Annotated in this window: 14 protein-coding genes; 2 read left to right on the plus strand and 12 right to left on the minus strand. The window is 39.6% G+C overall.

Annotation, left to right across the window (positions count from 1 at the left end; translation table 11 throughout):
- Positions 1-15: 15 nt before the first annotated feature.
- The 3 genes from AC0VYV_RS16275 to AC0VYV_RS16285 all read right to left on the minus strand — a co-directional run bounded on the left by AC0VYV_RS16275 (position 16) and on the right by AC0VYV_RS16285 (position 2,252).
- Positions 16-813: a DUF1444 domain-containing protein gene (locus AC0VYV_RS16275; protein ID WP_430245901.1), complete on the minus strand. Its 798-nt coding sequence runs from the start codon at positions 811-813 to the stop codon at positions 16-18.
- A 94-nt stretch (positions 814-907) separates the two neighbouring features.
- Positions 908-1,222 carry a thioredoxin family protein gene (locus AC0VYV_RS16280; RefSeq protein WP_194219241.1) on the minus strand — a complete coding sequence of 105 codons (315 nt, stop codon included), beginning with the start codon at positions 1,220-1,222 and terminating at the stop codon, positions 908-910.
- 16 nt (positions 1,223-1,238) lie between these two features.
- Positions 1,239-2,252, minus strand: coding sequence for a PTS sugar transporter subunit IIC (locus AC0VYV_RS16285; protein ID WP_430245903.1), 1,014 nt, complete (start codon positions 2,250-2,252; stop codon positions 1,239-1,241).
- Positions 2,253-2,482: 230 nt separating this feature from the next.
- On the opposite strand from AC0VYV_RS16285, the gene AC0VYV_RS16290 reads away from it, so the two are divergent.
- Positions 2,483-2,929 (plus strand): YtoQ family protein, encoded by a 447-nt coding sequence (locus AC0VYV_RS16290; protein WP_194219239.1) that lies wholly within the window; start codon positions 2,483-2,485, stop codon positions 2,927-2,929.
- Here the strand turns inward: AC0VYV_RS16290 and AC0VYV_RS16295 are convergent.
- Positions 2,926-3,429, minus strand: coding sequence for a DUF84 family protein (locus tag AC0VYV_RS16295; RefSeq protein WP_475365625.1), 504 nt, complete (start codon positions 3,427-3,429; stop codon positions 2,926-2,928). The two genes, AC0VYV_RS16290 and AC0VYV_RS16295, sit on opposite strands and share 4 nt — an antisense overlap.
- A gap of 66 nt (positions 3,430-3,495) precedes the next feature.
- Positions 3,496-4,563: a M42 family metallopeptidase gene (locus AC0VYV_RS16300; RefSeq protein WP_283153860.1), complete on the minus strand. Its 1,068-nt coding sequence runs from the start codon at positions 4,561-4,563 to the stop codon at positions 3,496-3,498.
- A 167-nt stretch (positions 4,564-4,730) separates the two neighbouring features.
- Here AC0VYV_RS16300 and AC0VYV_RS16305 point away from each other — a divergent pair, with 167 nt between their 5' ends.
- Positions 4,731-5,045: a hypothetical protein gene (locus tag AC0VYV_RS16305; RefSeq protein ID WP_475365626.1), complete on the plus strand. Its 315-nt coding sequence runs from the start codon at positions 4,731-4,733 to the stop codon at positions 5,043-5,045.
- A gap of 101 nt (positions 5,046-5,146) precedes the next feature.
- Here the strand turns inward: AC0VYV_RS16305 and AC0VYV_RS16310 are convergent, their stop codons facing one another.
- The 7 genes from AC0VYV_RS16310 to trmB form a co-directional block, all read right to left on the minus strand.
- The gene (locus tag AC0VYV_RS16310; RefSeq protein WP_194219235.1) at positions 5,147-5,686 is read right to left on the minus strand and encodes a hypothetical protein; all 540 of its coding nucleotides are present in this window, start codon (positions 5,684-5,686) and stop codon (positions 5,147-5,149) included.
- A gap of 258 nt (positions 5,687-5,944) precedes the next feature.
- Complete coding sequence (gene proC / locus AC0VYV_RS16315) at positions 5,945-6,787, minus strand: pyrroline-5-carboxylate reductase (protein WP_194219234.1); 843 nt, start codon at positions 6,785-6,787, stop codon at positions 5,945-5,947.
- Positions 6,788-7,134: 347 nt separating this feature from the next.
- Positions 7,135-9,042 carry a PTS fructose transporter subunit IIABC gene (locus AC0VYV_RS16320; RefSeq protein ID WP_194219233.1) on the minus strand — a complete coding sequence of 636 codons (1,908 nt, stop codon included), beginning with the start codon at positions 9,040-9,042 and terminating at the stop codon, positions 7,135-7,137.
- Positions 9,039-9,971 (minus strand): 1-phosphofructokinase, encoded by a 933-nt coding sequence (gene pfkB / locus AC0VYV_RS16325; protein ID WP_475373978.1) that lies wholly within the window; start codon positions 9,969-9,971, stop codon positions 9,039-9,041. The genes AC0VYV_RS16320 and pfkB overlap by 4 nt, the downstream gene beginning before the upstream one ends.
- Positions 9,968-10,720, minus strand: coding sequence for a DeoR/GlpR family DNA-binding transcription regulator (locus tag AC0VYV_RS16330; protein ID WP_194219231.1), 753 nt, complete (start codon positions 10,718-10,720; stop codon positions 9,968-9,970). The genes pfkB and AC0VYV_RS16330 overlap by 4 nt, the downstream gene beginning before the upstream one ends.
- A 205-nt stretch (positions 10,721-10,925) precedes the next feature.
- Complete coding sequence (locus AC0VYV_RS16335; protein WP_194219230.1) at positions 10,926-11,768, minus strand: YtnP family quorum-quenching lactonase; 843 nt, start codon at positions 11,766-11,768, stop codon at positions 10,926-10,928.
- Between the two features lie 91 nt (positions 11,769-11,859).
- The gene (gene trmB, locus AC0VYV_RS16340) at positions 11,860-12,501 is read right to left on the minus strand and encodes a tRNA (guanosine(46)-N7)-methyltransferase TrmB (RefSeq protein WP_194219229.1); all 642 of its coding nucleotides are present in this window, start codon (positions 12,499-12,501) and stop codon (positions 11,860-11,862) included.
- Positions 12,502-12,558: the final 57 nt, after the last annotated feature.

Genomic DNA, 12,558 nt, shown 5'->3' on the forward strand with positions numbered 1-12,558 from the left:
CCTTTTATCAAACAGTTATTTTTTCGGTTTGTTTTTCGCCATAATAAATACCGGCTCTAATTTTCCATCTTCATACATAAAGGGAAGTCCAGTTACTGGTACGAGTCCACTAGAAAAGAAATGCATGGTCAACTGTGCAAGTGCATCATAACCTTGCTCATTCTCAATATCAGCAAAAATCAGGACATCTTGATGAGGAACAGCTACCGCTAATTCACCCTTCGCACTCTTCGCCATGCGTTCCAATAATGAATCATTAAGAATTCTACTTGCGTCATATCCGTCGTTTGTATTCAAGAAATAAAATGTATTTCCTGCAACCGTATCTGCTTTCACTTCAGTAGATAACCCTCTTAAATTGAACAATGACACTTCATGCAAGGCTTCTTTCGTCCAATTTTCCTTCTTTAACCATTCCTCATCAATCAAGCGATAAGAATGACCAAGATCAAGTGCATAGTAGATTCTTGTCTCCGCCGTATGTTCTTCGAAAACAAATGGAACGCCAGCTTCCGTTTCTGAAGCAAACGACCCCGAGCGAATGACTGGAAAGATGCGGTTTTCTTTACCATTAAGTTCTTGCTTCTCTCTCATTACTTTTAACGTTTCTTCTACATGATGAACGACTTCATCTAGTATCTTTTCGCCTCGCTCTTCATACTTAGCAGACAATCCCTTTAATCCAAGACTAATTCCTTTACCTGTTGAACTATCCTCTACCCTAAGTTTTTCTTCCTTTTGATTGTATGTAAGCTCACGGTCTTCTTGTTGAAGACGTTTTTCGAGCAATTTCTTCAATTCTTTTGGTTCCATATTTTCACCACCTATAATTGAGATGTTCTTTTATCATACCATGAAATAAACCAATACAAAAACAAAGCTATGCCACGCATAGCTTTGTACGAAATTACTTAACTTCTGTAAGAAATTCCTCAATTTCTTCCTTGCTTTTTCTCATCTTACTTACAAATCTTCCTGTCTCTTCACCTTCATTAAAGGCTACAAAACTTGGGATGCCAAAAACATCCATTTCTTGGCAAAGTTCAATATGATCATCACGATCAACGTAATAGAAATCTAGCTCAGAGTACTTCTCTTCTAAATCTGGAAGAAACGGATCGATAACGCGACAATCAGGGCACCAATCTGCGGAAAATAACAAAACCGATTTCCCTTCTTTAATTGCTTGTAAATATTCTTCATGAGTGGCAAATTTCTTCATGATAAACCTCCTAGTACTAATCGGTATTAATTTTCATATCTCCTGGACGAATGAGTCCTTTTTTTCTCATTACCTCGGATATTAGCAGACTTATAATAGCTGGTCCAATAAAATGCAATAGAAGAATAGCTGTCCAAATATTTCCTCCGGCGCCCATAACGTTCAATGTCATGATTTGTCCAACAAAGCCGCTCGTCCCCATACCGGCACCTGATGGGTTGTTTAACATCGTCAGCCAACCGCTGCCAATCGGGGCAAGAATAGCGCCAGCTAGCGTAGGTGGAAGAAGAATCCATGGATTTCGAACAATATTCGCAACTTGTAACATAGAAGTACCAATTCCTTGAGCAATAACGCCTCCTACCCCATTCTCTCGGTAGCTACTTACAGCAAAACCAACCATTTGAGCTGCACAACCAACTGTAGCTGCTCCTGCAGCAATGCCTTCTAATCCTAGCATGATTGCAATGGCCGCACTAGAAATCGGAGCCGTAAGAGCTAGTCCCATAAGAACAGCTACTATGATTCCCATAATTATCGGGCGTTGCTCTGTCGCCCACATAATGAGTGAACCAAAATTAGTCAGTAATGTTTGAATGCCAGGTCCGATAAGAGCTGCCGTTCCATAACCTGCAAAAATAGTGATTAGTGGCGTCACGATAATATCTAACTTAGTTGACTTGGAAACAAGTTTGCCTGCTTCCGCCGCGATAATCGCTGCAGCGTAACTACCTGCTGGACCGCCAAGCTCAGCACCCGCTGCACCCGCTAGAAGCGATGCAAATAAGACAAGAGGAGGAGCTTGTAGACCATACGCTACGGCGACACCAATCGCTGGTCCCATTAAACTCATCGCAAGCTCACCAATAGGAACAAGAAATGATAACGATGAGATTTGCCCTCCAATCGTTTTCAGTATCAAGCCAATAATTAACGACGAAAATAGACCAAGAGCCATGTAGCTTAGAGCTGTAATAAAATAGACTCGTGGTGATAGAGTTACGCCTTTCCTTTGCAAAAATCCGTTCATTACTTTCTCCTTCCAGACTGATGATCCTTACTTAGTATACACAAATTTCTTATTTACCACGTTTGATTAAGGTTTCAGAACTAACAGGCATTTTCATTTTGCCTTATTCAAACAGAAATTGTAATTTAACCTTCTACTATCGAGAAAGGTTTTACTCGTTCACTTTACTGGGAATATATGAAAAAGCCATGCTACAATAATACCGGTATCAAATTAAAGGAGGACTACAAATGGACTTAACTGTTTATCTTGCTGGACAAATTCACGATAACTGGAGAAATGAATTAAAAGAAAAAGCAATCAAACTGGAATTACCTATTCACTTCGTAGGACCCATGGAAAATCATGAGCGTTCTGACGCCATTGGCGAAGAAATTAAAGGCAATCAGCCTAATGCTATTATGAAGGATGAAGCAGCTTCAGAGATCAATAACCTCAGAACTCAGGTTCTTCTTGAAAAATCAGATGTTGTCCTCGCACTATTTGGTGAAAGTTACAAACAATGGAACAGTGCAATGGATGCTGCTACAGCTATCACCCTTGGCAAACCACTTATTCTAGTTCGCCCTGAATCATTGCACCATCCTTTAAAGGAGCTATCGAACAAAGCTCAAGTTACAGTGGAAAATACTGATCAGGCACTAAAAGCCCTGTCCTATATTTTAGAAACAAATTAACGAATCATCAGCTGATATTGACCGACCAGTAAAGAAACTAGTTGTTCATACATGTCAGTTCTTGTAACGGCGCCATTGGTAAAAACACCAATGGCGCCTTCTTTTTTGCTAACATCGACTCGTCTCGCATAATCTGAAATGACAGGACCTAATTCCTCCCCTTGTTCTAACTTCTTCTTAATTTCTTCAGGAAGTGGTAATCTTGCACCACCGGCTACTACTTCATTCCCTATCTCATCTACAAGTGCTCCCCAATTACAAACGTATAAGTGCTCCCCTACCATCTGTACTCCACCTTCAAGACCTATACCAATTGTCGAATGCCCTTTTTCCATTGCAGCTATTGCTCTTTGTTTAGCACCAAGAAGTGTTTCTTCATCACCCCAAGGCTGCTCAGCGACACCTGACTCAACGCTCACCCCCAATACTTCACCTTTAAAGTGAGCTTTGACTGCATTAACTTTCACAGGATTTGTCGACCCGATTGCAACTTTATCCATACATCTTCCCTCCACCATTTTTTAAAAGATCTCATAAGAAAAGGAGCCGTTTTGGCCCCTTCTCACTTACACGTTGCTTTTAATGCTATCTACTGTAGTTTGATCTGTTGACTTCACTAATTTAATCAATAGTTCTTTTGCTGCTGCGTAATCATCTACGTGGATCATTGATGAAGACGTATGAATGTATCTTGAACAAATTCCTACTACTGCAGATGGCACTCCGTTATTAGATAAATGCACTCGTCCAGCATCAGTTCCACCTTGAGAGATGAAATACTGATAAGGAATTTCGTTGCTCTCCGCTGTATCAAGCACAAAATCCCTTAGCCCCTGATGAGTAACCATTGATCGATCATAAATACGCAGGAGAGCCCCTTTACCAAGCTGGCCAAATTCATTTTTATCTCCAGTCATATCGTTGGCAGGACTAGCATCAAGAGCATAGAAAAGATCAGGATTAATCATGTTTGCTGCTGTTTGTGCCCCACGTAAACCTACTTCCTCCTGAACTGTAGCACCAGAATAAAGCTCATTTGGAAGCTCTTCATTCTGAAGCTCCTTCAACAGCTCAATGGCAAGACCTACACCATAGCGGTTATCCCACGCTTTTGCCATGATTTTCTTTTCGTTTGCCATAGGCGTAAATGGACATACCGGTACGATCTGTTGTCCAGGCATGACACCAATTTTTTCTGCGTCTTCTTTGTTATCCGCACCAATATCAATGAGCATATTTTTAATAGCCATTGGCTTGTTTCGTGTAGCATCATCAAGCAAATGTGGAGGGATCGAACCAATAACTCCAGGAATAGGACCATTTTTGGTCATAACCTGAACACGCTGAGCAAGAAGCACCTGGCTCCACCATCCACCAAGTGTTTGAAAACGAAGCATCCCATTTTCAGTAATTGATGTAACCATAAACCCAACTTCATCCATGTGGCCAGCTACCATAATGCGTGGGCCATTGTTTCGTTTAACTCCAAAAACGCTTCCAAGATTATCTTGAATAATTTCATCCGTGTACTTGCCAATCTCACTTTTCACGAATTTTCTAACATCATGTTCAAAACCAGGAGCACCTTGTAATTCAGTTAATGTTTTAAATAACGAGAGAGTTTCTTTTTCCATATGTATCCCCTTCCATCGTTCCTCTATTCCTTTCCTATTGTATCGAATCTAGATAATTGTTGCTAGTGTCACGGATTTTCTATAGAAATATTTGGTCAGAGAGCTAACTTCAGATATACTGAAGATGGAAAATAAATCGTCCATTAAAGGAAGGGAGAATCATAGTAATGAGAACAAGAGATCTATTAATTGGAGCGCTTATTGGAGCTGGAGCAGCAGCTATTACTACTTCAACGATTGCTTCTAAAAAAACGTATATATCACCTGAAAAGGCACTAAAAGCTGTGAAGGGAGCTGTCAAATCCACTTATACTGTCAAAGGTTCATGGATTCACATGAAAACGGATTCAGTAGAAAAGTTCGACCTCCCCTTCACAGTCTATGCTGGTGGACTAACCTGTGAAAAAGAAGGCCAGCTTCAACAGCTTGAATTTATGGTTGATGCTGAAACAGGCACACTAGTAGAATTACAAGCTCAATAAGAGGACTAACTCTTTAGGCTTCTTGGGACTTCCTTTTGAAGTCTTGAATCATTAAAACCCCCTTGCGGAAGAATCGCAAGGGGGTTACATACATTAATTAATTAGAAAGTAGTATTCGTATCGTATACATTATTTTGTAATTTAAAACGAAGAGTTGAATACTTATTTTTTGACCATAGATAAGCAAGAAGTGCTGGACCAACAAGCATTATCGCACTTAGAATTAGAATAACACTCATATGAAGATGCTCACCCGTTACGTCTGCATGACTGTCTTTGTATTCTTTTGCTTTTTCAATGTCTAATACTTTTGAGTCTGGAATAATAGCATTAGCTTCAGTGTCATAGAAAAGGACCTGTGTATGATCTTCAAAGAAGATATTGTCACGAACTGTCGTGAATTCTACAAGCATCATAGAAACCTTACTAAAGTCCTTATCTGCCGAGCTATCAACTTCAATGTTTTCAGCATCTACAACTTTAAGAGAACCTTTATCATAGTCATAATGCTCTTCCCCAAGGTAACCCGCAACACCCTTCTTTACATCACCACTAACATCAGCTTCAGCTTGTGCTGCAGTATTCGCGAAAGGTAATGCGATCAAAAACGCAGCAATAAGTGCAAAAATCCCTTTTTTCATCATTTTTTCCTCCTCTATCAAACAAATTATCCAATTCTTATCATATCATATTCCATCTATTATTCTACTAACATTTTATAGAAAAAAACATCCAATACGAGGAAGGAGAGGATAGATTCTGGTTCTACCTTTATAGCCCCATACCCTTTTTCACGATTTCATAACGGCTATATAAGTTTCCTTTTATCTCATATGATTTAGTATAAAAATGGGATACTAACGAGCACAGCAAAAAAAAGAACCGGTATGCACCGATTCTTATTGAATAACAGGTTTTTTATTAAACTCGTTGCTAATTTCTTTTGAGCGTGTTGCAGCATTCTCAACAGCGGCTTCAAAAGCTTCTCCTCCACCATTTTCATACAATGCCTCAAGACCTGCTTGAGTTGTTCCATTTGGTGAAGTAACTTTCTTTCTAAGATCAGCTGGAGAGTCTTCTGATTGCTCTGCCATCATTCCAGCACCAAGTACAGTTTGAACAGCCATTTTCCTTGCTGTTTCCGTTTCAATACCGCCTTCAATTGCTGCTTTTTCTAAACTTTCAATAACATAATAAATGTAAGCCGGTCCGCTTCCAGCAACACCTGTAAATACGTCCATTTGTTTTTCTTCGATCACGACTGTTTCGCCAATAGAACGAATAAGTGCGCGGGCAATTGACACCTGCTCATCATTTACATGTTTTCCTGCTGCTAGGGCAGAAATGGATTTACCAATCATACTTGAAGTGTTCGGCATAACGCGGATCACTGGTTGCTCTCCATCGAGCTGATCCTCAATATAAGATGATGGTACGCCAGCAAGAACTGATAAGAGAAGTTGATCATCTGAAATGAAATCTTCAATTCCTTCAAGTGCACGTTCAACATCTTTTGGCTTCATTGCTAGGATAACAACATTAGCCTCACGAACTGCGAATTCTATACTTTGAGTCGCCAATACGCCGTGGTTCTCCATAAGTTCCTGACGACGTTGTTCATTACTTCTGTTTGTCATAATAATACGTTCAGGTTCAATAGTACCTGACTCAATCATTCCTGCAGCCATTGCTTCTGCCATTGAACCCGCTCCGATAAACGTTACGGTTTTATTTTCTAGCATGATTGCCTCCTTTGGATTTCCGAAAAATCATCTACGGTCATTTATACTAACACTGCATCCACCACGCTTCAACCTTTATGAAGCAAGAAATAAGCATACGTGCAAGATACATAGTGAAAACGCTATCATTCGAATCTCAACGTAAACTACGTGATTGAGATCGACTTATATCGCTTCTCACGCCATCTCACAAGCTCTCATCAAGACTGTGTCATTAACATATTGTGGTAAAAAAGGTTCGCTTCAGTTTTTTTAAACGATGGATTCTATTCATTACTTATATGAATTTCGATTTGCTTATCCATAAATATAGCAAAAAAGAGGTCCCCTTTTGGGACCTCTCATTATTATGCTTGTACTTGTGGTCTAGATTTCTTCAATATTCCTACCATCAATGCCGTAATAACTGTACCAATGACAATGGCAAGGATATAGAGAAGAATATGAGTTAATGAGATGTTATTTACAGACCAGATAACAAACGCTCCGCCATGCGGTGCTGGTAAAGCTATATTAAACAACATTGTTAATGCACCTGCAACAGATGAACCAACAATAATGGAAGGAATCACTCGGCCTGGATCTGCTGCTGCAAATGGAATTGCACCTTCTGTGATGAATGAAGCCCCCATCACATACGCTACTTTTCCTGCTTCACGCTCAGTTTTGTTAAATCGATTTTTAAATAGTGTTGTTGCAAGTGCGAGTCCAAGTGGTGGTGTCATACCGCCTGCCATAATCGCTGCATGATACGTCAGATTACCTGCATCAATCATCGCAATACCAAACGTAAAGGCCGCTTTATTAATTGGACCACCCATATCTACCGCCATCATTCCTCCTAGAATTAAGCCAAGAAGGAGTTTATTCGTAGTGCCCATACCACTCAGCCAGTTCTCAAGCCCTGTATTCAGAGCCCCAACTGGCTCGATTACAACGTACATCATAATAATCCCTGTAATAAAAATACCAAACAGTGGATAAAGCAAGACTGGCTTTAACCCTTCTAGAGACTGTGGTAGTCCAGAGAAAAGCTTTTTCAAAAGAAGAACAGCGTAACCAGCAAGGAAACCAGCAATGAGTCCACCTAGGAACCCTGCACCGTTTGTAGAAGCCATCAAGCCACCAACAAGACCAGGAGCAAGACCAGGACGATCGGCAATACTCATTGCAATAAATCCTGCAAGAACTGGAATCATAAGGGCAAAGGCATTTCCACCGCCAATTGTGCTAAGTGCTGCTGCAAATGCATTGTAACTTGGGTCATCTGGATCTGCAGCATTGATACCAAAGATAAATGAAAGGGCTATCAAAATACCGCCACCAACTACGAGCGGAAGCATATTCGAAACACCGTTCATTAAGTGCTTGTAGAAAGCTGATTGCTTTCCTTTTCTTTCGTTTTTCTTCTCACTGATTTGATCTTCGTATGACCCTGAAGATTTATAGACTGGCGCATCGCCATTTGCTGCCTGCTTCAACAAGTCAGCTGGCTTCCGGATTGCTTCTGCCACTGGAACTTCAATTACTTTTTTTCCTTTGAAACGTTCCATTTCTACCTTCGTATCAGCAGCAACAATAATACCAGGTGCCTTTTCAATTTCTTCATCAGTTAGACGATTTTTCACGCCTCCAGATCCATTTGTTTCAACTTTGACACTATAACCCATTTCAGATGCTTTCGCTTTCAGCGCATCCGCAGCCATATACGTGTGAGCAATTCCTGTAGGGCATGCTGTAACAGCTAATATTTTCCCAGTAACTTCAGTTGTTTCTTCTACTTCTTCTTCATCAGCATTTTCTTCTTCTTTCTGATCAAATGCTTGCAAAACTTCTTCTTCCGTTCTTGCTTCAAGAAGCCCTTTACGGAATTCGTTATCCATTAAGAATGAAGATAGTCTTGATAGCGCTTCTAGATGCGTTTGGTTTGCACCTTCAGTCGCAGCAATCATAAAGAACAGGTGCGCCGGCTGACCGTCAAGAGACTGATAATCAATACCCGCATTAGAACGTCCAAACACAATCGCTGGTGCCTTTACTGCTGCTGTTTTGGCATGAGGAATGGCTATACCTTCTCCAATACCAGTCGTACTCTCTTTCTCACGCGCATGTATCGCTTTTTTGAACGCGTTAAGGTCCTGTAATTTGCCTGCTCTCTCTAGTTTTTCAGATAGCTCATTAATAACACGATCTTTTGAATCCGCTTCAAGATTCAGAATCATTGTCTCTTTTGTTAATAATTCTGTGATTCTCATATACCTCGACCTCCCATTTCTTCATAAGTCTGAACCCTAATTTGCTTTCTTAATTCTTGTACTTCTTCTGCTGTACAAAAGCCTGTTGAAAATGCGCTTGCACTGCCTGCTGCAATTCCAGATTGGAATGCTTCCTTCAAATTCTCAGTTTCAATATATTTACTTAGAAAACCAGCTACGACTGAATCCCCTGCTCCAACTGAATTCTGTACTTTACCGACCGGGACATTTCCGAAAAGAATCTCATTAGATGTAATCAGCACAGCCCCATCACCGGCCATTGAGACTATCACGTTCACTGCTCCCATTTGTTGCACTTTCTTCCCGTATTCAACTGCATCTTCCACTGAAGTTATTTTAACTCCAAACAAATCGCCAAGTTCATGATGATTCGGCTTCACTAGGAATGGCTTTGCTTTCACGGTTTCTTCCAATGCTTTTCCCTTGGTGTCTACAATAGCCTGCACTCCGTCTGGTAAGGACTTCAAGATATTAGAGTAGATATTTTGATCAATACTAGTCGGCACGCTACCTGCCATTACGACGATATCACCCGCGACAGTTTGTGAAAGTTGTTGAAGTAATTTCTCAACATTTCCTTCAGAAATCATTGGGGATAGTCCATTAATTTCAGTTTCCTCACCATTTTTTAACTTAATGTTAATTCGCGTATCACCTTCAACATGGATGAAATGAGGATGTAGGCTTTCATCTTTTAGTGATTGTTCAATAAATTGACCTGTAAAACCGCCTACAAATCCTAACGCTGTAGAATCGTGTCCAAGTCGTTTTAATACTTTGGTAACATTAACGCCTTTACCACCGGCAATCTTTGTTTCTTCATCTACTGTATTAACAAGCCCCGTTTTAAGGTCATCCAGTCGAACAATATAGTCAACTGATGGATTTAATGTAATTGTATAAATCATATTTTCACCACTTCTACTGTTGTTTGTTTACTAATATTATCTAAGAGCATTTCAGAATTTTCGTTCGTAATGATGGCACATGCTTCAAGATCAGCCACCTTACTGAATGCCGCTTCTCCGAATTTCGAGTAATCTGCAATAATGTATGGTTCGCGCGATAGTTTAATCGCTGCTCTTTTGATAATGGCTTCATCAGGGTCAGCTGTTGTATATCCTAACGTTTCATGAATACCGTTTATACCTATAAAACATTTATCAAATCGATATGTTTCAATACTTTCAAGCGCCTTTACTCCTGTCATAGCTCCTGTTCTTGATTTGAACTTCCCACCAATCACATAGGTGGTTATTCTATCTCCTTGAAGACTCTCAATTACAGGATATCCGTTAGTCACAACCATCACCTGTTTGTCAGATAAAAACTCAGCAATTTTCTGAGTAGTTGTCCCTGCATCAAGAAAAATACAGTCACCATCTTTAACTAATCCAGCGGCGTAAGAAGCGATTTTTTCCTTTTCGGTCAAATTCTGTGTTGATTTCTCACCAAGCGACGGTTCTGTCCACTTCGAGTGAAAAAGAGATGCTCCGCCATGTACTCGCTTTAGCTTATTCTCTTCTTCGAGTTGGACAAGGTCACGACGAATAGTTGAAACTGAAGCTCCAGTTGCATCGCTCAAATCATGTACCGTAACCGTTTCTTTTTCTTTAAGAACTTGTAAAATGATGAAATGACGTTCAGCATTTAACAATTCATCACCTACTTTCTAATCTCATTATAATGAAAGCACTTTCAATAGTCAATCATTTTCGTTCAAATTTATTCAAAAACAATCAAAAACAATCACAAATGATCATACGAGACTTTCTATCAACCACAATTGCTTATCATTACACTTTGAACAAAGCTTTATTTGAACAAAAAAAGAAGACTGCCATTTAGCAGTCCCCTTACTATCACACATTTCGTTTTACTTCATCCGTCACGTTGTACTCCTTATCCCACTTTAAAGCACGATAAATCGCATCATGGTAAAAAATAAACCACGAATTTTGATCAACAGCATCTTTTATCCATTTCTCTTTCTCATAAATCGATGTCATCGGATAATCATCGTATGCAAGAACCCATAAAGGATTCTGATGGGCATGAGTTGGCATAAGATCTGCCATATGAATCAAGCGCTCTTCGCCCTCATTCATAATAATGATCGCATGTCCATCACTATGTCCTCCTGTATGGTACATATTCAACCCTGGAATGACTTCATAAGATTCCTTAAATATATGAACTTTGTTTTGAATCGCTTCCCAGTTTTCTTTCCAATATGTATTTTTCGAACGAATATTTGGCTCCTTCATTTCGTTCCACTCTACCTCTGAAGCATAAATAACAGCATTCGGAAACGTTGGTTTATATCCATCTCCATCTGGCTCTGTTAATCCACTCGCGTGATCAAAATGAAGATGTGTCATTAAGACAATATCAATTTCCTCAGCAGATAGTCCAAGTTTTTCAAGGGATCCATGAATATCTGACTCTTCTTCAACTCCATAATTTCTTTTTTGTTTTTCACTTAATTTGTCTTTTCCAATCCCTGATTCAATTAAGATGTTCTTGCCCTGCCATTGTAAAAGGAGAGGATCTGTTCTAAGCTCAATCTGGTTTTTTTCATTTACCGGGTACCGCTTACTCCACAATGGTTTTGGTACAACTCCAAACATTGCGCCCCCATCCATATGAGTCACGCCACCTCTAAGCCATGTAATGGATAAACTCCCAACTTGTAACTGCTCCATCGAAATCCCACCTTTATAAGATTAGTTTCATTTTCTCACTAAAAGAAACCGCTTTCAATAATATTCAAAAAAAGAGCCGCATTTAAACGACTCAACTTCTAAACTGTGCTTCACATCGATAGATCCGACTACCTTTTGATGAGAACTTTTCTTCATATTCCGTCATCACATTATCTTCCATATTACTCTGATGCAAGTTAAGGCTAACTTGATTAAGTATCATCCCATATAAGGAGAAGCTATGAAGAGAATATTCAAAAAGCCCTTGATTATCTGTCTTAAAATGAACTTCTCCATTTGGTTTCATAACATCCCGATAAAGATCAAGGAATGTCTTATTGGTAAGTCTTCTTTTCTCATGACGATTTTTAGGCCAAGGATCAGAGAAATTCAAATATACTCGACTGACTTCATTTTCTTCAAAAATGGTGCTTAAATCTTGTGCGTTCTCATTCAACAAACGAACATTTGGAACATCTTCTTCAATTAATTTCTCTAATGCTGACACCATTACGCTTGATGAAAGCTCTAAACCAACATAATTCACATCGGGATTCTGTCTGGCCATACCGATTATAAATTGACCTTTACCAGTTCCAACCTCTAAATGTATCGGATTACTATTATCGAAAACATCTTTCCAATTTCCTTTACGATCAGTAGGGTTCGTCGGAACGAATTGAGGATTCTTTGCAAACATATCTTCTGCCCATGGCTTATTGCGTTGACGCATACTTTCACTTCCTTATTATCTAATCACCGTTTTTACACAATCGACATTTTACCATGA

It is taken from the genome of Anaerobacillus sp. QJM3NY_17 (assembly GCF_056173665.1).